Source organism: Clostridium sp. CF012, assembly GCF_018861755.1.
Classification (GTDB): domain Bacteria; phylum Bacillota; class Clostridia; order Clostridiales; family Clostridiaceae; genus Clostridium_AD.
The window spans coordinates 1-22,846 of sequence record NZ_JAHLEF010000034.1 but is presented as its reverse complement, the minus strand read 5'-3'; the positions used below and the strand labels follow the sequence as shown (position 1 = coordinate 22,846).

The 22,846-nt window shown below is 31.1% G+C and carries 21 protein-coding genes and 1 tRNA gene; 12 read left to right on the top strand and 10 right to left on the bottom strand.

What is annotated here, in order from left to right; translation table 11 throughout:
• Positions 1 to 4 precede the first annotated feature (4 nt).
• Positions 5 to 670 (top strand): phosphatase PAP2 family protein, encoded by a 666-nt coding sequence (locus KPL50_RS21240; RefSeq protein ID WP_216300543.1) that lies wholly within the window; start codon positions 5 to 7, stop codon positions 668 to 670.
• A 79-nt stretch (positions 671 to 749) separates the two neighbouring features.
• On the opposite strand, the gene KPL50_RS21235 is transcribed toward KPL50_RS21240, so the two are convergent.
• Together KPL50_RS21235 and KPL50_RS21230 are read right to left on the bottom strand one after the other, a co-directional pair.
• Entirely contained in the window at positions 750 to 1,640 is an 891-nt protein-coding gene (locus tag KPL50_RS21235) for a radical SAM protein (RefSeq protein ID WP_216300574.1), read from the bottom strand.
• A gap of 127 nt (positions 1,641 to 1,767) precedes the next feature.
• Positions 1,768 to 2,844 carry a transporter gene (locus tag KPL50_RS21230; RefSeq protein ID WP_375372953.1) on the bottom strand — a complete coding sequence of 359 codons (1,077 nt, stop codon included), beginning with the start codon at positions 2,842 to 2,844 and terminating at the stop codon, positions 1,768 to 1,770.
• 239 nt (positions 2,845 to 3,083) lie between these two features.
• Between KPL50_RS21230 and KPL50_RS21225 the strand changes: the two genes are divergently transcribed.
• The 4 genes from KPL50_RS21225 to KPL50_RS21210 all read left to right on the top strand — a co-directional run bounded on the left by KPL50_RS21225 (position 3,084) and on the right by KPL50_RS21210 (position 7,416).
• Positions 3,084 to 4,160: a lipoprotein gene (locus KPL50_RS21225; protein ID WP_216300541.1), complete on the top strand. Its 1,077-nt coding sequence runs from the start codon at positions 3,084 to 3,086 to the stop codon at positions 4,158 to 4,160.
• A gap of 113 nt (positions 4,161 to 4,273) precedes the next feature.
• Positions 4,274 to 5,203, top strand: a complete 930-nt coding sequence (locus tag KPL50_RS21220) for a TIGR01212 family radical SAM protein (protein ID WP_216300540.1) — start codon at positions 4,274 to 4,276, stop codon at positions 5,201 to 5,203.
• A gap of 142 nt (positions 5,204 to 5,345) precedes the next feature.
• Positions 5,346 to 6,455, top strand: a complete 1,110-nt coding sequence (locus KPL50_RS21215; protein WP_216300539.1) for an ABC transporter ATP-binding protein — start codon at positions 5,346 to 5,348, stop codon at positions 6,453 to 6,455.
• A gap of 13 nt (positions 6,456 to 6,468) precedes the next feature.
• On the top strand, positions 6,469 to 7,416 hold the full coding sequence (locus KPL50_RS21210; RefSeq protein WP_216300538.1) for a CdaR family transcriptional regulator: 948 nt from the start codon (positions 6,469 to 6,471) through the stop codon (positions 7,414 to 7,416).
• Between the two features lie 269 nt (positions 7,417 to 7,685).
• Here KPL50_RS21210 and KPL50_RS21205 read toward each other — a convergent pair whose 3' ends face one another.
• Entirely contained in the window at positions 7,686 to 8,603 is a 918-nt protein-coding gene (locus KPL50_RS21205; RefSeq protein ID WP_253200746.1) for a transposase, read from the bottom strand.
• A 221-nt stretch (positions 8,604 to 8,824) separates the two neighbouring features.
• Between KPL50_RS21205 and KPL50_RS21200 the strand changes: the two genes are divergently transcribed.
• Positions 8,825 to 9,529: a 2-phosphosulfolactate phosphatase family protein gene (locus tag KPL50_RS21200; protein WP_216300536.1), complete on the top strand. Its 705-nt coding sequence runs from the start codon at positions 8,825 to 8,827 to the stop codon at positions 9,527 to 9,529.
• 99 nt (positions 9,530 to 9,628) lie between these two features.
• Here KPL50_RS21200 and KPL50_RS21195 read toward each other — a convergent pair whose 3' ends face one another.
• Complete coding sequence (locus tag KPL50_RS21195) at positions 9,629 to 10,804, bottom strand: class I SAM-dependent rRNA methyltransferase (RefSeq protein ID WP_216300535.1); 1,176 nt, start codon at positions 10,802 to 10,804, stop codon at positions 9,629 to 9,631.
• A gap of 346 nt (positions 10,805 to 11,150) precedes the next feature.
• Between KPL50_RS21195 and KPL50_RS21190 the strand changes: the two genes are divergently transcribed.
• On the top strand, positions 11,151 to 12,707 hold the full coding sequence (locus tag KPL50_RS21190) for an ABC-F family ATP-binding cassette domain-containing protein (protein WP_216300534.1): 1,557 nt from the start codon (positions 11,151 to 11,153) through the stop codon (positions 12,705 to 12,707).
• Positions 12,708 to 12,754: 47 nt separating this feature from the next.
• Here KPL50_RS21190 and KPL50_RS21185 read toward each other — a convergent pair whose 3' ends face one another.
• Positions 12,755 to 13,609, bottom strand: a complete 855-nt coding sequence (locus KPL50_RS21185) for a hypothetical protein (RefSeq protein WP_216300532.1) — start codon at positions 13,607 to 13,609, stop codon at positions 12,755 to 12,757.
• A gap of 223 nt (positions 13,610 to 13,832) precedes the next feature.
• On the opposite strand from KPL50_RS21185, the gene KPL50_RS21180 reads away from it, so the two are divergent.
• The 3 genes from KPL50_RS21180 (at position 13,833) to KPL50_RS21170 (ending at position 16,158) form a co-directional block, all read left to right on the top strand.
• Complete coding sequence (locus KPL50_RS21180; protein ID WP_216300530.1) at positions 13,833 to 14,165, top strand: PadR family transcriptional regulator; 333 nt, start codon at positions 13,833 to 13,835, stop codon at positions 14,163 to 14,165.
• Between the two features lie 16 nt (positions 14,166 to 14,181).
• Positions 14,182 to 15,501, top strand: coding sequence for a DUF2812 domain-containing protein (locus KPL50_RS21175; RefSeq protein WP_216300528.1), 1,320 nt, complete (start codon positions 14,182 to 14,184; stop codon positions 15,499 to 15,501).
• Between the two features lie 267 nt (positions 15,502 to 15,768).
• Complete coding sequence (locus KPL50_RS21170) at positions 15,769 to 16,158, top strand: hypothetical protein (protein ID WP_216300526.1); 390 nt, start codon at positions 15,769 to 15,771, stop codon at positions 16,156 to 16,158.
• A 319-nt stretch (positions 16,159 to 16,477) separates the two neighbouring features.
• Here the strand turns inward: KPL50_RS21170 and KPL50_RS21165 are convergent, their stop codons facing one another.
• The 5 genes from KPL50_RS21165 to KPL50_RS21145 all read right to left on the bottom strand — a co-directional run bounded on the left by KPL50_RS21165 (position 16,478) and on the right by KPL50_RS21145 (position 20,073).
• Positions 16,478 to 16,858, bottom strand: coding sequence for a hypothetical protein (locus tag KPL50_RS21165; RefSeq protein ID WP_216300525.1), 381 nt, complete (start codon positions 16,856 to 16,858; stop codon positions 16,478 to 16,480).
• Between the two features lie 217 nt (positions 16,859 to 17,075).
• The gene (locus KPL50_RS21160) at positions 17,076 to 17,729 is read right to left on the bottom strand and encodes an HAD family phosphatase (RefSeq protein ID WP_216300523.1); all 654 of its coding nucleotides are present in this window, start codon (positions 17,727 to 17,729) and stop codon (positions 17,076 to 17,078) included.
• Positions 17,730 to 17,866: 137 nt separating this feature from the next.
• Positions 17,867 to 18,391 carry a phosphatase PAP2 family protein gene (locus KPL50_RS21155; RefSeq protein WP_216300521.1) on the bottom strand — a complete coding sequence of 175 codons (525 nt, stop codon included), beginning with the start codon at positions 18,389 to 18,391 and terminating at the stop codon, positions 17,867 to 17,869.
• An 89-nt stretch (positions 18,392 to 18,480) separates the two neighbouring features.
• Positions 18,481 to 19,827 carry a [Fe-Fe] hydrogenase large subunit C-terminal domain-containing protein gene (locus tag KPL50_RS21150; protein WP_216300520.1) on the bottom strand — a complete coding sequence of 449 codons (1,347 nt, stop codon included), beginning with the start codon at positions 19,825 to 19,827 and terminating at the stop codon, positions 18,481 to 18,483.
• A 170-nt stretch (positions 19,828 to 19,997) separates the two neighbouring features.
• A tRNA-Pro gene (locus tag KPL50_RS21145) sits at positions 19,998 to 20,073 on the bottom strand.
• A 486-nt stretch (positions 20,074 to 20,559) separates the two neighbouring features.
• Here KPL50_RS21145 and KPL50_RS21140 point away from each other — a divergent pair.
• A complete protein-coding gene (locus KPL50_RS21140; protein WP_216300519.1) occupies positions 20,560 to 22,014 on the top strand; it encodes a PLP-dependent aminotransferase family protein in 1,455 nt (484 codons plus the stop codon).
• A gap of 46 nt (positions 22,015 to 22,060) precedes the next feature.
• On the top strand, positions 22,061 to 22,681 hold the full coding sequence (locus tag KPL50_RS21135) for a LysE/ArgO family amino acid transporter (protein WP_216300518.1): 621 nt from the start codon (positions 22,061 to 22,063) through the stop codon (positions 22,679 to 22,681).
• The last annotated feature ends 165 nt before the right edge of the window (positions 22,682 to 22,846 follow it).

Here is a 22,846-nt window from a genome sequence, read left to right as displayed (position 1 = left end):
TCAAATGGAGCAATTACAAAAGAGGGCAGAAACGTATGAATGGAAGGACATTATTAAAAGGGGATTATGGGGACTAAGCATACTACTTATAAGTATGACATATCCAATATTAAATCAATACAGAGGGGATACTAACTCTGTGCTTACAATTGTAGACAAATTCATACCTTTTAATAAATATTTTATATTACCCTATGCATCTTGGTATATATTTATGGCGGTTTTTTCTGCTATCTTATGTATAGTAGATAAAGAAAGGTATTTAAAACTACTTATAACTTTAAATATAGGTATGATTACATGTTATTTAATATATTATATCTATCCAACATATGTTCCAAGACCTATGATAACAGAGACTGATTTCTTCAGCAATATGGTCTTGAATTTGTATGCGGCTGATAACCCCTATAACTGCTTTCCAAGCATTCATGTTTTAAATTCTGTGTTAATAGCTTTGTATACCTATGAATCCGATAAGCTTTATAAATCCACAAAAATAATTTGTGCGTTTATAGCTGGGTCCATAATTTTATCAACTATGTTTGTAAAGCAACATTATTTTGCTGATGTGGCTGCAAGCATAATATTCGCGTGTATATTGCATTTTTCTTTTAAGAATATGAAGTTTGACTTTAATAAAAATCAAAGCATTCAGTATATAGAATGATTATGACAATACAAGGTCTCCATAATTAAAAATTATGGAGACCTTGTATTGTCATAAAACTATTTTTTTAGAAGATGTCTTATGCTTGATTTAAATCAAAGTCTGGTACAAAATCAATAGATGCAGTTCCGCTTTCTTGAATAAAGCATTTGGTGATGCCTAGGTTTAAGCAGTAGTCAATTAGAGCATCATAATGATTAGGGTTTAATGGCTTGTTTATTTCAGGATATTTAGCTGCCTTATGCATAGGAGTATATTGATTCATTAAGCTAATATACACTGAATCATTAAAGGTGGAATATATAAAATCTATTACTTTTTTTGAATCAAATAATAAACCTGGTAGCATTAGGTGTCTAATTATTACTCCCTTTTGAATTAGCCCTGCATTATCAAATTTAGCGTCTCCTACTTGGGAAACCATTTCAGTAATAGCCTTGCATGCTGTATTAAAATAATTAGGTGCATTTGAATATTTAATTGCATATTTATCGTTATAATATTTTAAGTCCGGTAAATAAACATCAATAAAACCACTTAAGGACTTAATTGTATCTATACTTTCATATGCGTTTGAATTATAGAGAATAGGAATGCTTAGGCCCTTACTTTTAGCAATTTTTAAAGCTTCTATTATTTGTGGCACATAATGAGTTGGCGTAACTAAATTTATATTGTGGGCGCCCCGCATTTGCTGCTCTAAAAAAATTTCGCTTAGGCGTTCTATAGATGCTGTTTTACCTGTGCCTTCCTCACTTATAGTGTGATTCTGACAAAACACACATTTTAAATTGCAGTTGGAAAAAAATACAGTACCTGAGCCTGATGTGCCTGAAATACATGGTTCCTCCCATTGATGTAAGCTGACTTTAGCTATTTTCACATCCGAAGAAGCGCCACATAAGCCTAATTCTCCATCTAATCTATTAACGAAGCATTTCCTAGGACATAAATTGCATTTTTCTAGCATGTCTAAAAAACATAAACCATTTAATTCTTCTGTACCTCTATTAATCATTCTAATCTCCTTGATTTATAATTTCAATTTTCATATACCTTAGGATATATAAGAATTGTACAATTGGATATATATAATGTCAATTCTGTTTTTTAGCGGTTTTCCTATAAAATATAATACATTGAATCATAAAAATAAGACTTATTGCTCCAAAACCAGGATAAAGAACTTTAATTAAAGTTTTAAAGCCAATTTGAGAAATAGGCAAAGCCATAATTAATATTAAGAATACTGCCTTTTTATAAGGAATATTAAATTTTTTCTCCAGAGTTTTGCCTACACTATATATATCAGAAACTTCAGTTGAAAACATTTCAAACCAAATTACGCAAAGTAGAAGAATTTGCATTAACATACCAAAACGATTTGTTATATATAGCAGTGGAATCTCATATTTAAAAATTTGAGGTATATTCAATAAAAGCATTATATTTATCATATAGCATAATATGGTTAGACCTATTGAACCTATTATAACTCCAATGATAAGAATACGTTTATGTTTCATTTCTTGACTTATTGGAACTAGGACGCCACTGCAGCAGAGCATATTAAAACCAGCATATAGTAATGTTGAAAAAAACCATTGAGCTGGAATTATATTGACTTTGTAAGAAGGGATTTGTTTTATATAAGAAGCACTTACCATATCTTTGTAGAATATTAAGTATAAAACGAATATAGTTACAATAATTGTAGTAAGAATAGGCACTATAAAAGAGTTTATAGTTATTAGCCCTTTGGTATCCTTAAGTAGTGTATATAGTGAAATTATAGACATGAGTAAAATTCCTATCCATTTTGAAATGCCAAAATATTGATGAAGAAGTGCACCACTCCCAGCTAAAATTATGGCAGCACCACTAATTAAGAAAAAGCTTGTAAAAATATCCGTAATTACACCAAAAAAACCGGGGCTTACAAGAGTTATAAGTTCAGTATAGGAGCTCAATTTATGTTTTAGACTAATAGAAATTATAATAGAACTTATTACAATATAGATTAAACCGCATATGAGAATTCCCCAGAAGCTCCTATATCCATAAGTACTAAAAAATTGAGTTATCTCCTGGCCGGAAGCAAGTCCCGCACCAACTATGGTACCTATAAACACAGCTGCGGTTTGAAATATTGAACCGATGTTTTTTTTCAAAATATCTCCTCCATAAAATTATTGAATTGTTAATTATATACAAATAAGATGCTTGTCTTTATAAATATATGTATATGAAGCAATAATAAATAATGATTTTATAAATTAAAATTATATTTAGTGGGAAACTATAATTAGCATAATGAATTTAACGTTGTAAAGTTTAAATAAAAGAGCTTAAGTATAAAAGAAATTATAGGTTCTATCATTAAATGAAAATTGAATTAAAAGGAGTGAAAATATTGAAAAAAATTTTAAGTTGCTTACTAATAGTGTTTTATGTTTTTTCTTTCACAGGATGTGGGAAAAAGGAGAGTGAAGAAAAGCCAAAAGTTAATGCTTTTGAGATTAAAACTGCAGCCAATGTAGTTGATAATTATATGAATTTTATAATGAAGGAAGATTACGAAAATGGTAAAAAATTATATACTAAGGAGTTATCCAAAAAAATTGATCAAATGCCCCTTAGTGAAATGAAGGTAAAGGGTTATAAAGTTATAGAAAGTAATGAAGTTGGAAGAAGTGGAGTTTTTAAGGTTAGGGTCACAAGAACCTCCATGCTTAGTTCACAGAGCTCTTTGGATGAATATTCTATTAAAATTGTTAAAGATGGTGCAGAATATAGAATAAGTGAAGTTAATAGTGTGCCACAAAAGGAAGCTTTTGTTGAAGGAATAGGTATTAGATTTCGAGATAAAAAAAATGTGAAAACAAATTTAATTATTGATGAAGCCGGATTCCCTAAATATGTATATTCACGGGAAGATGCAGCGCAGTTGTATAAAATAATGGTGCCATTAAAAGACTTCAGCTGCATAAATTTTAGTTATGAAGGGGAAAAACTTGCAGTTAGTACCTATGACAAAAATTCCTTTATTGGTATTGTCAGTATTGATGAGTCATTAGCGGTACAAGGTGATGCTGGGAAAACAGGAAGTCAGGGTGATCAAGGTGGAGGATCTGAAGTAATAGCTAAGGAAAAACCAATTGGAAAGGAACTAATTACTTTAGATTTGCTGCTTAATTGCAAAGTGGAGTTTATGACCTTCTCCTTAGATGAAAAGTTTCTGCTTGTACAATATATTAAGGGAAACCTGGGCAAATATATAAGAATTTATAAAGTAGACAATGGAGATATGGTTCCTGTTAATTTTGAAAAAGATTATCCTATAGACAAAGTTCAGATAGTATTTTCTTCTTTTGGTGAGGATAGTATGACGTATGAAGTAATACCTAAATCAAATGTTACTAGTGCAGAAACAGATATTATTGGTAAGTGGAAATTGGATTTAAAAAGCTTTATTGTAGATAAATTATAATTAATACATTCGTTATATACTATAAGGTATAATTAACATAGTATTCTTAAATAACTAGTCTAATGACTAGTTATTTATTTGAATGGTCCTTAAACACAGAAAGGGTGAGATTAATGCAGAAAACATGGGGAGACAAAAGATATCACAGTTTAAATTATTTTTTAAGGGAGAAGTTTGGTGATAAGGTTTTTAAGATTGCTTTGGATGCTGGATTTTCTTGTCCTAATAGAGATGGAACTATTAGCGGTGGAGGATGTTTGTTTTGTAGCGAGCGAGGTTCAGGAGATTTTGGCGGGGATAGGAGATTTTCTATCACAAGTCAATTTGAAGATATAGTTAATATGATGAGTAAAAAATGGAAAACAGGAAAGTACATTGCCTATTTTCAGGCTTATACAAACACCTATGCTCCCATAGAAGTATTAAGACAAAAATATGAGGAGGCAATATCACAGGAGGGAGTAGTGGCAATGGCTATAGCTACTAGACCTGATTGCTTAGATGATGCGGTGTTAGACCTTATAGAGGAATATTCTAATAGAGTATACACTTGGGTAGAACTAGGTCTTCAAACCTGTAACGATGAAAGTGCAAAAATCATTAATAGAGGATATAAACTATTGAAATTTGAAGAGACCCTCAAAGGCCTTAACAAAAGAAATATTGATGTAGTAGTTCACACTATTTTTGGTCTGCCTGGGGAAAGCGGGTCGGACATGTTAAAAACAATAGATTATGTGGCACATAAAAATATAAAAGGTATAAAAATGCATTTGCTATATCTTATTGAAAATACTCCAATGGTTGAGCTGTACAACCTTGGAAAGCTTAAGTTTATGGAAAAAGATGAGTACATAGATATTATTACAAGATCAATAGCTATGCTTCCACCTAATATGGTTATTCATAGATTAACAGGAGATGCGCCAAGAGAGCTGCTAATAGGTCCTATGTGGAGTTTGAAAAAGTGGGAAGTCTTAAATGCCATAGATAATAAATTAAAAGAAATAGATCTATATCAAGGTAAAAATTATAAAATTTAACTTTTATCACCAGGACGTTTGTGTCTTTCTACAAATTAACTTTAACACTTTTGGGGGTTTTGCAAATAGATAATTGTGTTTTAAAGGTTTACAATGTATATATAGAAAAACATTTAGAATGTACATGTAGGAGGAATATATTATGTCAAATTTATCATTAAGACACATATACAAGGTTTATACGGGAAACGTAACGGCAGTTAAAGATTTTAATCTTGAAATAGAAGACAAAGAATTTATAGTTTTTGTAGGACCATCAGGTTGCGGTAAATCAACAACTTTAAGAATGATAGCAGGTCTTGAAGAAATCTCACAAGGTGAAATATATATTGGCGATAAACTCGTAAATGATATGGCACCTAAGGATAGAGATATAGCTATGGTATTCCAAAACTATGCATTATATCCTCATATGTCTGTATACGACAACATGGCTTTCGGGTTAAAACTAAGAAAAATGCCAAAAGATGAAATAAAACAAAAGGTTACTGATGTAGCTAAAGTACTTGATATAGAACATTTACTTGATAGAAAACCAAAAGCATTATCGGGTGGGCAAAGACAAAGAGTAGCACTTGGAAGAGCTATAGTAAGAAATCCAAAGGTATTCTTAATGGACGAGCCTCTATCAAATTTAGATGCTAAGCTTAGAGTTCAAATGAGAACAGAAATAGCAAAACTCCATCATAAACTTCAAACAACTTTTATATATGTAACTCATGATCAAACAGAAGCTATGACTATGGGAACAAGAATAGTTGTAATGAAGGATGGACTTGCTCAACAAGTAGATACTCCTCATAACATATATGAGCACCCAGTTAATATGTTCGTTGCTGGATTTATAGGAAGTCCTCAAATGAACTTTATGGAAGCAAAGGTTTTAGAGCAAAATGGCGAAGTTGTACTTTCTTTTGATGATGAAATTATAATATTACCAAAAGATAAAGCTGATATAGTAAAAGAAAAATCTTATGTAGGAAAAACTGTTGTAATGGGTATTAGACCAGAAGATATTGATGACGGTATGGAATTTATTGAGAAGAATAAGGGTTCGGTTATAGCAGCTCAAGTTGAGGTTGCAGAGCTTATGGGCGCAGAGACTAATATATATATGAAAAAGGGAAATACAAACATTGTAGCTAGAGTTAACGGATCATCTAAAGCTAAAGTTGGAGATACGATTAAAATAGCACTAGATACAAATAAAATTCATGTTTTTGATAAAGAAACTGAAAACACAGTAATATAGGGGGAAACGGAGTATGTACAATTTCACTGAATTCCTGAAGGATTTAAGTCATTCTTCAAATATACCATTTAATGTAGTTACAGAGGATGGTATGGCACTATATATTAGTGACTTAGATATTGAAAATTCAAATATAACTAACTTTACTATTATGCTTGGGCGTGTTAAAGGCATAATAAGTTTAGAAAAGAAGTATGAAAATTGTACATCTTTACTTGAGTATATTATAGAAAACAAGTATACTCAGCATTTTTTAACTAAAGAACAAGCAGTTATTGATATTTTAGAAAATAGAGAAATTTCTATTGATAATATTAGTCTTAATCTACCTTTTCTTAAAAACGGCTGTTATGTCCTATTAATAAGTGTAGATGGAAGTAAGTATGAATCTCTTAACATAATAAAGCAAATATATGATAATGAGCCAGTTGTGAGTTTAATATATAATGATAATATAATTGTAATTGGTGACTTTGATGAAGTAGAGGACCACACAGAAAGTATAAAGGAATCTATCTCATCAGATTTGTATTGTAAGTGTTATGTAAGTTATGCAGATAGAACTTATGATATAAAAGGGCTAAAAAAAGCTTACAATGATGCTGTTCAATGTATGGAACTAGGGAAAAAATTCGATATAAAAGACCATACATTTAGCTACAATAAAATGTTATTTGAGAAAATTGTATATAATGTAGATAATAAAATTAAGCAGGAACTATTAAGCATGTTAAAAGACAAATTTGATGCTTTAGATAGTGAAATGATAGTAACTATTGAGCAATTTGTAAATTGTGGTCTTAATATCAGTGATGCTGCTAGAAAACTATATGTTCATAGGAATACTCTTATCTACAGGTTGGATAAAATTAAGAAAGAAACAAATTTTGATATCAGAGACTTTAAAGATGCCTCAGTATTCCTTATAGCATTCCTAATATGGAAGGAAAATAAGGAATAACCATATAATTAATTTAAGAACTCTGTTTTTACTTTTAGTAAAAGCAGAGTTTTTTTAACGGGAAAAAAATGGGGACGGTTAACAATCATTTAACATAAAGGTTATTTCAAATTCTTCATTAAAAGTTGTACCGTTTAACCCTAAATTCATTTATTTATAAGACATTTTCATTATTTTAATGGTTTAAATTAATAAAATATTATATTTTTGAATGCTTGTCCAACTTTATAAAAAATAAAACAACTATTTATAAAATCATAAATTTTTAATTAATATAAAGCATAAAACTTAATGAAATCTTCTATAATACTTTCATATTTTTTCTCGGTTCCAATTAATTCAATACCAATGCTGGTTAATTGAGAAACTCTCGCTTGTGTGATATTTCCAAGTGCGCTAGATATGTCGCTAAATTTAAAATTACAGAGACTCCTCATTAAAACAACAGTTAAGGCTTTTACTCCTACAAGTTTTCTGCTATATTTCGTGATAAAATGAAACTCGGATATATTCATCTTTAATGCTATAAATTTCATTACATCCTTAGGTGTAAAATCTCGTATAAGTATATTTCTTCCGCTTCTATATTCTGTTTTTTCATCTTTAAATTCAAATTCTTCTTCTAATTTTTTGTCGTTACACCCAAAAACAAGGCTATAATAGCTTTTTCTTGCAGTATTAAGGTTATTTCCCCAAAAGCCCAAGACAAAGCCATAGTCAACTATGTTGAGCGGGTCACGTCTTTTACCAATATAGATTCCTAAACTAGAAAAGGCATATTTTTCAGGGCAATCTCTAAATTCTGCTATATCAGTAGGATTATTATGAATATATAATGATACAGCCTTTAAATATCGGTCATTATCAACGATTTTACTCTTGAATCTATCTTTAAAAAGATGACCGTCTCTTTCATGCTTTTTATTAAAGTACATTGCATAAGAAAAATTTATTCCGTGCATGACTTTTGATATATCGGCGCCATTTGCATCAACCAATAAATGGGCATGGTTATCCATAAGGCAGTACCCATAAATTTTAACATTATAGAGTTTTTTATATTTTTTTACAAGGGACAAATACTTTTCCTTATCTTCAGAATCCCTGAATAAATCAACCTCGCTGATACTTTTGCACATAATATGAAATATAGCGTCGGCTGCTTTTAATCTTGCCATTCTTGCCATAAACAATCACTCCTACTCATAAGTTTTTCTTTGAATTATTGACTGTAGATTGAGATGATATTCATATTTTAGAGCTAATAGTCTAAAAAACTATTAACCATCCCCAATTATTACCCTGTTCAATTTTAAAAATCACTTTAAAAAGTTGTTAACCGTCCCCACTTATTCTATAATTAAATGAGCGGCTTAATACAAAAGGGATTATTGAAGGAGGAAAATATATGAAAATAGATATAATAGTTTCTGCTGATGATATAAAAAAGGAAAAAATAGAAAATAAAACAGTGGTAGTAATAGATATGCTTAGGGCAACCAGCGTAATAATTACTGCAATTAATAATGGCTGCAAAGGTGTTATTCCTGTTTTAACGGTTGATGAAGCAGCTGAGATTGTTAAAAATAGCAAAGAGGAGTTTATGCTTGGCGGAGAGCGAGATGCATTAAAAATTGAGGGATTTCACTATTCGAATTCTCCATTAGAATACACTAGAGACACCATAGAAGACAAAACTCTTGTTATGACTACAACTAATGGCACTAAAGCTATAAAGGGCTGTGTGGGGGCTAGTAGCATTCTAATAGGTGCTATGTTAAACGCCAAGTCTATAGCAAAGAGAATAGTGGAATTAAATAAAGATGTAGTAATAGTCAATGCTGGAACTTATGGTGAATTTTCTATAGATGATTTCTTATGCAGTGGGTACACAATAGATTGTGTATTAAAACTGGTAGAAGCAGAGCTTTCAGATATTGCTGTAACTTCTCATTATATTTATAAAAACAATGAAGATATTCACAGCTTTATAAAATATGCAGGACACTACAAAAGGATTACAGAGCTAGGACTTGAAGCAGATTTGGAATACTGCTGTAGAAAGGATATTATAGACAGTGTACCAGAATATAAGGATGGAATTATAATTTAAGAAGAAGCTTAAACGCAATAAAAAAGTATATATTACGTAAATGCATTAGAACTACTTAGTGAAGTGAAAGCATTTGTAGTAATATATACTTTTTTTCTTTTAAACCACTTGGAATATGTAAAATTTTAAGTAGTAAGATTCGTCAGAATTCCATAGTATAGGATGATCTGCTGCTTGAGTTCTGAATTCTACCTGTCTAAGAGTTCGTTTAGCATCTAATGCGGCTTCAGCTATTGTATCTCTAAATAAATCAGGATACATAAAATGAGAGCAAGAGCAAGTTACAAAATATCCGCCCGGCTTAACCAATTTAATACCACGTAAGTTAATCTCTTTATAGCCTCTTGTAGCACCGTCTATAGTAGAACGTGACTTTGTAAATGCAGGTGGATCTAGTATTACTACATCATATTGTCTTCCTTCTCTTGACCATTCTCTTAGTATATCAAAGGCATTATGGGATTCGAATTTAACTGTATCTGAAAGTCCGTTAAGCTCTGCATTTTTTCTACAGCATTCTACTGCATAATCAGAAATATCTACTCCAAGTACACTTTTAGCTCCAGCTATACCTGCATTAAGCGCAAAAGAACCTGTGTGAGTAAAACAATCCAAAACATCAGCATCCTTGCATAATCTTTGGATAGCCGCTCTGTTTTCCTTTTGGTCTAAGAAAAATCCAGTCTTTTGACCATTTTCAATATCAACATTATATTTAACGCCGTTTTCAATAATTTCTATATTAGTATCAAAGGGCTCTGATAAAAAGCCTTTTGTTTGTTCCATCCCTTCGAGCTCACGTACCCTAGCGTCACTTCTTTCATATACGCCCTTTGCATTATATTCATCTTTTAGTAGCTTAACAATTATATCTTTATATTTATCTATACCTAGTGCTAAAGATTGAATAACATAATAGTCTTCATATTTATCTATAATCATTCCAGGTACAAAATCTGCTTCTCCAAACAGGAATCTACAGCTAGAGGTATCTATAACTGTTTTTCTATATGCCCAAGCAGCACGAAGTTTTCTTCTGAAAAACTCTTCATCTATTTCTTCATTAATATCTCTGGTCATTATCCTTATGGCAATTTTAGAAACATCATTAATAAAGCCTTTTCCAATAAACTCTCCTCTAAAATTATATGCTTCAATTATATCTCCATTTTCATATTCACCATCAACATTTTCTATTTCATTGGCATATATCCAAAGGTGTCCATTTTCTGCATTTCTGCCTTTACCTCTATATAAGTAAAATTTACAAGCCATTTTAAATTCCTCCTGTGTTTTTAGGGTTACAAAACAATTTTAATAAAAAATATCAAACTATTTATCTACAGTATTATACCACATTGAATTAATTTGCAATATGAAATCCATAAAATTCTTTTGACAAAAGTGAGATTATAAATTACACTAGTATATGTGCCATTTTTAAATGCATACTCAAATTAAGGGTATTTAGATAAAAGCTGGATGGATTTTCTTTGAATGGGAATCTATATATATAATATCGATTATTAAAAATAAATAAGTGTATGAGTAGAAATACTTTTAAAATATAAATAAATATAAAAAAATATAAAATTACAATATATTAAGGAGAAAAAAACAAATGAGTAGATTAGTAGTAAAAAATATGAGCCATGGATTTGGTGACAGATCAATATTTGAAGATGTATCTTTTAGATTACTTAGAGGGGAACATATAGCTCTTATAGGAGCTAATGGAGAAGGAAAATCAACCTTTATGAATATTATTACAGGAAAGCTTATGCCAGATGAAGGGGACGTTGAATGGTCAAGTAGCGTCAGGGTTGGATACATGGATCAGCATACTGTTTTAGAAAAAGGTAAAACTATTAGAGAAGTTTTAAGGGATGCTTTTAAATATCTTTTTGATTTAGAAGAGGAAATGATTGGTGTAACAGATAAAATGGGAGATGCAACACCTGAGGAGCTAGAAAAGTTATTAGATAGAATGGGGACAATCCAGGACTTGTTGGATCATAATGGATTTTATGCTATTGATTCTAAGATAGATGAGGTAGCTGCAGGAATTGGGCTTAAAGATGTTGGTCTTGAAAATGATGTTGCAGATTTAAGTGGAGGACAAAGGACGAAGGTTCTTCTTGTAAAACTTTTATTAGAAACTCCTGATGTCCTACTACTTGATGAGCCTACTAACTTCTTGGATGAGCAGCATGTGGAGTGGCTTAAGAGATATCTTCAAAATTATGAAAATGCATTTATCCTAATATCACATGATATTGAATTCCTAAAAGATGCAGTTAATATAATATACCATGTAGAAAATAAAAAGTTAACTAGATATATAGGCTCTTATGAAGAATTTTTGAGAATTCATGATGCTAAAAGGCTGCAACTGGAAGCTGATTATGAAAGACAGCAAAAAGAAATTACTAGACTAGAGGTTTTTGTTGCTAAAAATAAAGCAAGAGCGTCTACCAGTGGAATGGCAAAATCAAGACAAAAGAAATTGGATAAAATTGATAGAATAGAAGTTACAAAAGATAAACCAAAACCACAATTTAATTTTAAAACTGCAAGAGCTTCAGGGAAAATAATATTTAAAACTGTGGATTTAGTCACTGGATATGATAGCCCATTATCTAAGCCGTTAGATTTATATATGGAAAGAGGACAAAAAATTGCTTTAACTGGTGCTAATGGTGTTGGAAAAACAACATTATTAAAGAGTCTTATGGGTGATATCAAATCTGTTTCGGGTCATACAAACTTAGGAGATTATCAATATATAGGATACTATGAACAAGAAATAAAGGGAGTCAACCGCAATAATTGTATTGAAGAATTTTGGCAAGAATTCCCTAGCTTCACTCAGGGGGAGGTAAGATCCGCGCTTGCTAAGTGCGGACTTACTACAAAGCATATTGAAAGTAAAGTTACTGTGCTTAGTGGTGGAGAGCAAGCAAAGGTAAGACTTGCGAAGCTTCTAAACAGGGAAACTAATATATTGATCCTAGATGAGCCCACCAATCACTTAGATGTAGATGCTAAAGCGGAGTTAAAGAGGTCCCTAAAAGAATATACGGGAAGTATACTTATAGTTTGTCATGAGCCAGAGTTTTATCAAGACATAGTAACAGATGTATGGGACTGTGAAGAATGGACAACTAAAATCGTATAATATAAAAGGAGCTAGAATAATTTCTAGCTCCTTTTATATTATCATTTTTATAAAACTTCCAGTCCTAGGTCTAGTATATTAGCAAATAATACTAATGTGTTAGTATTTGGAATAACATTATTTTTAACATCTAATAATTTTCCAAGTCCATAATCAGTGTATATACTAACAGTGGGGAAATCAAGTTCACTGAGGTTACAAATAATGTCGGTTTCGTATAATTTTATTTTAGTCATGTTATCAATGGGATCCACTATTCTATAAAGTCTTGTAGGATAGTCATATCTTAGAACTTTTATAGTATTACTTGTTAGTATTTTTTTAGGTTTAGTGTTTATATCATACTTTGAAGTAGTGGCAGCAATGTTATTTATAACAAAATAATGAACATTTTTTTTGTAGTTTACCTTATCTTTAAATTCTTGTAATCTTTTTAAATTTAAATTAATATCTACTGGGATTTCATCATTTTCTAAATTATCAAAACACTCTTTTATGTAAGGTAGCTCTTCTTTTCCATCAAGCTCTTTAGCTAAGATATTCATACAGTTATCATAAACATCTTGAAAGAAGTTAAAGGGCAAGGAATATTTTATATTATCTAGAACAAGGTAAATCTTGAAAGTATATTTATTATTATTTCTAGAGGAATAATTAACTTCAACCAATAAGAGTTCATGGAGTAGTATTGTATTAAGGATTATTTTCTCAATTCCTTCACTAAATTGTACAATGTAATTGTCGTTAGTAGATAAGTTTTGTGTATGTTGATCTATTAGGTAAGTACTTTTAAAGCCAGCTTCCGTAATTTCACCAACTCTTAATGAAGTTTTTAGTGGTAGTTTTTTTAAATTTATATATGGTCTATTTATACATAGGTTATTTTCAGATATTATTCTCATATTAAACTCCTTTAGTTCTAACAAGATTGTTAGTTTGATTCATAAATTATAACATAATTAGCATTGGAAAAAATGAAAAATCTAATTAATGATAGAATGTAATATAAAATTTTACAATAAAACAAAATATTTAATTAAATGTAAAACTTTATTGACAATATCGAGTATCGATAGTAAACTGAGATTAAATATATCGATACTCGATATTAAAGAGGTGATAAAGGTGGCAAGAGAGCAATTTCAAAATTTAACAGAACCCATGTATTATATACTAATGTCTTTATTAAGGGAAATGTGTGGTGTAGACATTATGGAAGCTGTAGATGAGATTTCTAAAGGTCGTGTAAAGGTTGGTCCTGGAACTTTATATGCACTTCTTTCTAAATTTGAAAAAGAAGCTATTATAATAGAAACAGAAATACAGGGCAGAAAAAGAAGCTACATAATTACTGAAAAGGGAAAAGAAATACTATTAGAGGAGTATAGAAGATTAATTACTATGGTCAGTGATGGAGTGTCATATATAGAAAAATATCAAGAAAATTTTAAAGTATAGAGAGGAGGGGAAAAGAATGAGAAGTAAGGATACAAAGAGAACATATTTTATGTATTTACCCTATGAATGTTCTGCTGTAGAAGAATATCTTGATGGAATGGCAGAAAAGGGCTGGTTATTGCAATCGGTAAAGAGAGGCTTTTTTAAATTCAAGAAAGTAGAAATAAGAAAAATAAAATACTCGGTGGATATACTTGATAGGGTTTCTGTTTTTGATCATAATGATAGTGATGTAGCTTTAGAATATAGGGAATATTGTGAGGCGGCAGGATGGACATATGTATGTGAGGATGGCAAAATTCAAATTTTCTACACTGAGGGAGATAAGGAAATCAGATCTATTCATACTGATGAAGAGGAAAGGTTTAAAATTGTTTTTAAATCTTCAATTAAAATTGTATACGGTCAAATGATTTTAATTAGCTTATTTATTATGAGCATGTACCTGCAATTAACAGACAGTTCGGAAATTTTATTAGCAACTAATATAGGTGCATTTTCACTAGCCTTAGTATTTTCCTGTATATTGATGAACCTTATAGAAATTATTAACTTTAATATTTGGGTAGTAAAAGCGAAAAGTCAGTTAAGGAAGAAAAAATTAATGATTTATAATAGCTATAAACAACTAAATAGAAAAAATACATTAATAAAAACTTACTATTTAATATTAGTCATTATATTAATAATAGCATTAGTTTTTGACATCCCTGGAAGTATCAAATTTAATATGCCTATGGCACTTATAATGCTCGTTGCTATAATAATACTAAGTAATGTTAAAAAATTTACTGATAAAAAAGATTATACAAAAGATAGTAATATGGGAATATATATTGGTTGTACTCTAGTTACATTATTAGTTGTATTTGTGCTTAGCAATGCTTTTGGAAACATGGACAATACCAAACAAGGTGTAGTTTCAGCTGAAAAAGCAGGTTTAACACTCATGGACTTTGGCTATGAATTAAATGAAGATAAAAATTCTTATGATTATAAAAATTCGTACATTGAATTTGATAAAAGCATATTAGCTCAAAGGACAAAATATTCCTATAAAAGCGGAGGTAACTCCTTGGAATATACTATGTTTGAAAGTAAATATCCTTGGTTAATTAAACTGGATGAAAATAGAGTAGTAAGTAGATATAAAAAATTTCTGAAGTTTAAACAGGGGAAAACAAATTTACCTAGTAATATTAGAGTTTATTTTGGGGTTAACTCAAATTTTCTTATATTAGTATCAGAAGATAAAGTAATTTTTATCGCAAAAAATTTAAGTGTATATGAAGATGAATTTTTAAATATGGCATATAAAAAGCTTCTTTCACAATAAATTATAATATGATACATGCACAATTATATTTTGGGGAAGATGAAATATAATTGTTTTGACAACATTCAAAAAAAGAATAATGAAACAAGTTTGTAAAATTATAGTTGTATTATCATAAATTTAGTATTATCATAAAATTATGCACAAGTAACTACCATCACAATTATATAAGTGATAATATTCAGGTTTGTAGAGTAATCACGGCGCTAGCTGATATCATATTCTATTTCTACTAAGGGTAAAACTATTTAAAGGGGGAGAGAATTTATGAAATCATCTTCAAAAGACAGACTAGTAGTAGCATCTATATTACTTGTTTTTATACTGACAGTATCTGCAATGGCGTACATTATGCTTGGAAGAAATAAAGTAGGTGGAATATACACAGGTGCAACCTTAATTGTTGCAGCAAGTGATTCTGAGCAAATAAAAATTTGCAGTAGAAATAGTAACCCATATGCAATTAAAGATAGTGGTAGTTTAAAATATTATGGTCTTGGTAGTAGTATCTCCACTGAGAATATATTTGCACTAGAAACTGAGGAGTATAATAAATTGGTGGAAGGTAAAACTTATTGGTTTGATATACGGCTCAAAAAGGCAGATGATATGACAAGTGCTGTTATTAAAAAAATTTACACTGAAAGTATTAGATGATAATAAGATATAAATCACATAAAATAAGTATGGAAAAAAGTAAGCTTGGTAAGTTTCTAGGCTTATTTTTATTTTTTGTTATTAATTGCATGGCATTATAATTGATATATTGAACAAAATAGTAGAGTGATACAGGATAAAATCGGACTATCGAGGGAGGTATAAATGATATGGGCGAAAAAAAAGATCCTTCTTGTGCAAGTCAACAAGAAAAAGAGAAAAAAGTAAATAATTTAGGAAAAAAACATAATAAAAAAACACATAAAAAGGATTAATATTAAAAAGCATATATTTTACAAATATATGCTTTTTACTGCTTTTAAGTAACTGTATCCTCTTGGTTATTAACAGTGTCATCTTGGGTAATTATCATATCTTTTTTTATCCATCCTTTATTATTAATGTTAGTCTGTGATTTTAAAGATATTTCATACCACGTAATATCAAAGATCTCAGCACAATCTTGAATTTCTACAGGAGTACTTTTAGCAACAGCAGATAGGACTGGTGAATTTTCCAAGGGGCTTAGATATAGACTACCACTTTCTTTTGTAATTCCTTCTTTAAAAAGCGGTGCTTTGTATTTTACTATAATAGGTCCATCAGCACTTCGCGCGCTTGCTATCTTTGATTTAAATTCTCTATTTTGCCTAGAAATAATCTTTAGTTGAGTTTTCTGAGTTGATAATTTCTGGTTCATTAAAGAGTAATATACACCAAAGCATATCAAAAGAATTGAGAATAGAAAAATGATCAATAATATCTCTCCTTTTAAAGTACTTATTAACAAAAATGATGTACTAATATAATAGCGGTTAGCTCAGAAGTTTGTGCATATCTTATATTTAATCTTAATATATACTATTCTATAGAAACCAAAAAAATTCATGAAAAAAACCCATGTCATTGCATGGGTTTTAAATAGCTGCAGTTAATTCATGATATTCAATTATAAACATATCCGCATGGTTAATAATATCTTCCCTTTGTTCTTTAGAAAAATCATCATATACGCCTACTACCTTCATTCCAGCAGCTTTTGCGCCTTTAACCGCAGGGAGTATATCTTCAAATACAATACATTCCCCTGGTTGTACACCTAATTTTTTAGCAGCAAGTAAATATACGTCAGGAAAGTTTTTACCTCTAGAAACTTCATCGGTGAGGGTTATAGAATCAAAATAATGGTATATACCATTAGCCTGTAGCACAGCTTCTAAAAGAGCTTTGTTATTACTTGTAGCCAGGCCAATTTTTATATTCAGAGTTTTAAGTAAGGACAAAAACTCAATTACGCCAGCTTTTAGTTTTACATTAGTAAGATACTCCACATAGGCAAAATCTGTCCATTCCTTTTTAATTTCTTCTATAGTATCTAATATACCAAAATTGGTTCTGAAATATTGCGCAGTGTCATCAAAGCTAAGATGCTCTATTTGGCTTTTTAGATTTATGGGCAGATCCATATTTCTATTTTTAAAATAATCTTCATCTATTTTACCCCAAACCCACATAGAGTCCACAAGGGTTCCATCTAAATCGAAAATTGCAGCTTTAATATTCGTTAGCATTTAATCACCTCTTATAAAATTATGGCATGGATAAATATAGCAATACACTGGATTTGAAATTTATTGTGTTACCTTAGATAACAACAGCTACGATGGAAGCTTTCCTGCGTATCTGTTTCTATATATTCCCATGCGATTTAAAGGAATCTGTGAGTAAGAATAGAACATGTACTTCCTATAATGGCACCCATAATGACATCTGTGGGGTAATGAACGCCTATGTACATTCTGGAAATTCCTACAAGGCAAGCTAGGGGTATAGTTATAAATCCGAAAATAGGGAAATATAAAGCTATTATTACAGCTAATGAAAATGCGCCAGTAGTATGACCGGATGGGAAGGAGTATTTATCTATACCTATTTTTTTTATATTTAAATTTGGAATATCTATAAAGGGTCTTAATCTAGTAACGCTTATTTTAAGAAGCTTACCAAGTCCAGTACTAATTGTTATGGAAATCATAGCGCGAGTAGCCATGACGTGAAGCAAGGTAGTGCTGAATAAAAAAGCAACAGTGCAAAATACAAACATAAAAGGAAAAGAGCCTAAGTAAGTCATAGCTGGCATTATAATATCTAAAAACCTACATTTCCAAGAATTATTGATAATTCTAAGTATGTTAATGTCTCTATGGCTTATATATTCAAATAATGCTTTCATAAAACCCTCCCATCTGCACAGTAAATTATTTTTTCGATTACTTAATATTGTATCATATTCTAGTTAGAATTTACATTGTAAAATATTGTCTAAAACTCTCTGTGAAATATTTTCGTTTTATTTTTATCTTTAAAATCCACAGCATGATTAATTCCAATTCTGCTTAGGATTTCATTCATACAATCGCTATCTATAGCTACTTTAATTTTTGAGTTTTCTGCAAATTCATCTACTTTAAGTTTTCCAGAACTTGCGGTTATTAATGCTTTAGGACCTCCAACACAACCTCCGACGCAACCCATACCTTCTATAAAATTTGCATTAACTTGCGCATTTTGAGCTTTAGTAAGTAATTCCTTACATTCTTTCACACCATTTCCTTGAATAGGATTAAATAAACCGTATTTTTCAGGGAATAATCTTTCTATAACTTCTCCAATGGCTATAGATACTCCTCCCGTCCTAGCATAAAGTCTACCCCCCCTAGAGGCATATTCACTAGATACGTCCTCTTGCAGTTTTTCAGGTTGGATATTTAATGTATCAAAAATATCCTTAAGCTCTGAGAAGGTAAGCACATAATCTATGTCACCTAAAAGGTCACGATCCTTAGCCTCGCCTTTTTTTGCAATACAGGGTCCTATAAAAACTACCTTGCAGTTGGGGTTTAATTGCTTTAAAACTCTTCCCGCAGCAATCATAGGAGAAATAGAGGGAGATACATGCGTCACTAAATTATTATATACCTTTTTAAGCATCCCTACCCACATAGGACAACAGCAAGAGGTAATCATTAAATCTTCTTTTACTTTGACATGTTCATCAAATTCTATGGCTTCTTTTAATGTAAGCATATCTGCGAAAAAAGCAACTTCAACCATATCTGTAAAGCCAATTTTTTTAAATGCTGTTCTAAGGTTATCTATATTAACCTTTTCACCAAATTGGCCAGTAATGGCAGGAGCTACAGCTGCTATTATTGGAGTATTTCCTTTAAGTAAATTTAAAAGTGGAATAAACTCTACTTTATCCATTAGTGCACCAGTAGGACACGCATCCACGCAAAAGCCGCAGTCTATGCATTTATCATTATCAATATAGGTAGTATTACATTTATTATCTATTAATATGGCATCAAATGGGCAGGAAGCTTGGCAAAGGGTTTTTCCAGACTTATCTGCACAATCCATGTTGCACTGTTTAACTTTATTTACAATTTTGTAATTTGATTCATAAGAGTGGATAGCTTTTTTTAAATCTTCTATGTAATTATCTGAAAAGCTTACATCAACTCCACAAAGTGAAGAAATTATAGAGCTTAACTCAGTTTTATTAATATTATCTTTTGAAAGTAACTCCTGCAGCTTATTTTCAAAATCATCTTCATGATAGGATTTAATTAGGGTTTTAAAAATTTCATTATAGATTTTATTCAAAATAATCACTCCTAAGTTGTTATTCGCTATTTGTAATAATATTAGCATGAAATTTAGAAAAAACAATAAAATAGTAGAATATTGTTTATCTTGTGAAAAAGGAGTAGTTTTATACCTAAAGCATTAAAAATTTATAATAAAAAAAGAGTTGCCGTTAGACAACTCTTTTTTGGTCGGGGTGACAGGGATTGAACCTGCGACCTCATGGTCCCAAACCACGCGCGCTCCCAGCTGCGCTACACCCCGATGACTTCTTTATTATATAATAGGAAGGTATAAATGTCAACAGTATACAAAAATGTTTTTTTAAAAATATGATTCGTTTATGATAATGTCTTAGTATACCGTTTTTTATGGAAATGTATTGCTAACAGATGTTAAGATATATAAGAGTATAGTATATGATATTATGAATGTATAAATAGCAAGAAGGTAGCTGCAAGTTAGCATCTGTGTGGTCATATATCTAATCCTAAGAAACCTAAATGTTATATATATGGTGCTACAGTTAAGCATATTAACACAATTAGCTTGGCTCAACTTGGCTGGTACAGAAAAGTATAGAATAGCTGGATATAAGTTGGACGCCTTATGATAGACTTATTTCTTAGGAGCTTCTTATGTAAGCAGGGGGAGGAAAAATAGAAACTTATTGAAGAATTTGTAGGGCTTATTATATGTGAGATTGTTTTACACAATGGTTTTAAGAAATAATAATGAGGTGATCAATGGATGAGTTTGGAATGGAAGCCAAATAAGGAGGAGTCATGTCCACTACACTTGCAGATAAAAGAATATATAAAAAAGAAAATTCATACTGGTGAGTGGTCTGTGGGTAATAGAATACCGAGTCAAAGAAAGTTATCAGAGCTTTTTGATGTAAATCGAAGCACTGTAACTGCGGCGCTAGATGAGCTTAGAGCTGATGGTTTTGTTCAGGGGAAAAGTGGGGGTGGAACCATAGTTGTTAATAATTCATGGTCACTTTTATATGATAAAAAACTGCCTGATTGGAACTCATATGTCCAAGACTCGTTGCACTTGCCCAATCAACCAATTATTCAATTGATGAACAAATTTGAATCTGAAACCAATATCATTCAGCTAGGTACGGGAGCACCCTCACCAGAACTTTTCTCATCGGAAAGAATGAACAAAGTGCTCCATAAACTTCCTGAAAGGATTAAGTCTTCAGGTTATATAAATCCTATGGGCTTACTTGATTTACGAAAACAAGTAAGTAAAAATCTTAAGAATAAGGGCATTGATGCTTCTCCAGAATCCATTTTGATAGTGTCAGGCGCGCAGCAAGCACTTCAGCTTATTTCGTTAGGTATTTTGCCGCGTGGGTCCAATGTTTTAGTAGAAAAACCTTCATACCTATACTCGGTTCAATTATTTCAATCAATGGGATTCAGACTAACTGGAATTCCGATGGATGGAGAGGGAGTGGAAACTAAAGAGTTAGGAAATTATAAGAGGATTAATCATGGGTCGGTTTTATTTACTATACCTTCCTTTCATAATCCCACAGGCAATGTTATGTCACTTAAGAGAAGGATTGAACTCTTAGAAGTTTGTAGTGAGCAGCAATTACCTATTATTGAAGATGATGCATACCAGGATTTATGGTTAGATACACCACCGCCACCTCCATTAAAAGCTTTGGACAAAAATGGGATAGTAGTTTACCTAGGGACGACGTCGAAACATCTGGATCCTGGCTTAAGGATTGATTGGGTAGTTGGACCTGAACCTATAATAGAAAGAATGGCAGACATTAAGGTGCAGGCAGATAATGGGTCAAGTTCTCTTTCACAGTGGGCAGTCGCAGAATGGCTTGAGAGTGGCTTAATGGATGAACACCTTAATTCTGTGAGAGAGCAACTAAGAGTGCGCAGGGCTGTAATGCTTGGCTCACTCAATGAGCATTTTTCAGATATAGCAAATTGGGTTCCACCTTCAGGAGGTTTTTATATTTGGATTAAACTGAATAAAAAGGTTCCATATGCAAAGCTTTTTAATAAAATACTGGAAAAAGGTGTGTTGGTAAATCTAGGTTGCATTTATGGCACTGACTCCCAGACTTTCCTGAGACTTTCATATTCTTATGCCTCTTTGACTGATATCAAAAGAGGGATTGAAATAATTTCTAGTGTAATAAAGGAATTATATAGGTACAATTAAAATAGTCTGGAAAGTATTTAATGACATAATAGGTAGGGGGAAAAGAATGTATAAATATTTAATAGAAGGCTTGCTTGTAGGATTTGCTTACGTAGCACCTATAGGTACTCAGAACATATTCGTAATAAACACAGCCATACGCAAAAGTAGGCTAAAGGCATATCAAGTTGCATTTATTACTATATGCTTTGACATATCTCTTGCGCTTTCATGTTTTTTAGGGGTAGGGGCACTCATGGAAAGGTTCAACCTTTTAAAGATGCTTATTCTTTTACTAGGAAGTATAGCGGTAATTTATATTGGAGTAGGGCTTGTGAGGCAAACACCAGAAGTTAAATCTGAAGTGACAGTGGATGTGAATAAATCCATTACAAAAATCATAGGGACATGTTTTGCAGTGACTTGGTTAAACCCTCAAGCAATAATTGATGGATCATTATTACTAGGGGGAAGTAGAGCGTCGCTACCAGTAGACATGGGAATCTACTTTATTATAGGAGTATGCTTAGCTTCATTAATTTGGTTTACTTCATTAGCTACAATTGTTTCATTATTTAAAGCCAAGTTTAATGTTAAGGTCATTAGGATAATAAATTTAATATGTGGAGTAATTATAATTGTATATGGATTTAAATTAGCATATTCTTTTGTTAAATTGATTATTTAACGAATACAGGAGTGAAATAAAGTTTATTATATTAAAAAAAGAGAGCAGTTTTTCGGAGGCCACTGAAAAAATGGTTGTTTTTTCAACTGGGTTCCTAATTTGAACAAAAAAAGCATGAGATATCCATATTTTTGGATATCTCATGCTTTATATTTTTATAATTAA

Excerpts from the sequence above, each read along its gene's own strand:
- KPL50_RS21220 (WP_216300540.1), top strand. The coding sequence starts at position 4,274 with ATGCAGAAAACATGGGGAGACAAAAGATATCACAGTTTAAATTATTTT.
- KPL50_RS21140 (WP_216300519.1), top strand. The coding sequence starts at position 20,560 with ATGAGTTTGGAATGGAAGCCAAATAAGGAGGAGTCATGTCCACTACAC.
- KPL50_RS21200 (WP_216300536.1), top strand. The coding sequence starts at position 8,825 with ATGAAAATAGATATAATAGTTTCTGCTGATGATATAAAAAAGGAAAAA.
- KPL50_RS21215 (WP_216300539.1), top strand. The coding sequence starts at position 5,346 with ATGTCAAATTTATCATTAAGACACATATACAAGGTTTATACGGGAAAC.
- KPL50_RS21175 (WP_216300528.1), top strand. The coding sequence starts at position 14,182 with ATGAGAAGTAAGGATACAAAGAGAACATATTTTATGTATTTACCCTAT.
- KPL50_RS21170 (WP_216300526.1), top strand. The coding sequence starts at position 15,769 with ATGAAATCATCTTCAAAAGACAGACTAGTAGTAGCATCTATATTACTT.
- KPL50_RS21205 (WP_253200746.1), bottom strand. The coding sequence starts at position 8,603 with ATGGCAAGAATGGCAAGATTAAAAGCAGCCGACGCTATATTTCATATT.
- KPL50_RS21240 (WP_216300543.1), top strand. The coding sequence starts at position 5 with ATGGAGCAATTACAAAAGAGGGCAGAAACGTATGAATGGAAGGACATT.
- KPL50_RS21185 (WP_216300532.1), bottom strand. The coding sequence starts at position 13,609 with ATGAGAATAATATCTGAAAATAACCTATGTATAAATAGACCATATATA.
- KPL50_RS21235 (WP_216300574.1), bottom strand. The coding sequence starts at position 1,640 with ATGCTAGAAAAATGCAATTTATGTCCTAGGAAATGCTTCGTTAATAGA.
- KPL50_RS21160 (WP_216300523.1), bottom strand. The coding sequence starts at position 17,729 with ATGCTAACGAATATTAAAGCTGCAATTTTCGATTTAGATGGAACCCTT.
- KPL50_RS21210 (WP_216300538.1), top strand. The coding sequence starts at position 6,469 with ATGTACAATTTCACTGAATTCCTGAAGGATTTAAGTCATTCTTCAAAT.
- KPL50_RS21135 (WP_216300518.1), top strand. The coding sequence starts at position 22,061 with ATGTATAAATATTTAATAGAAGGCTTGCTTGTAGGATTTGCTTACGTA.
- KPL50_RS21155 (WP_216300521.1), bottom strand. The coding sequence starts at position 18,391 with ATGAAAGCATTATTTGAATATATAAGCCATAGAGACATTAACATACTT.
- KPL50_RS21165 (WP_216300525.1), bottom strand. The coding sequence starts at position 16,858 with ATGAACCAGAAATTATCAACTCAGAAAACTCAACTAAAGATTATTTCT.
- KPL50_RS21195 (WP_216300535.1), bottom strand. The coding sequence starts at position 10,804 with ATGGCTTGTAAATTTTACTTATATAGAGGTAAAGGCAGAAATGCAGAA.
- KPL50_RS21190 (WP_216300534.1), top strand. The coding sequence starts at position 11,151 with ATGAGTAGATTAGTAGTAAAAAATATGAGCCATGGATTTGGTGACAGA.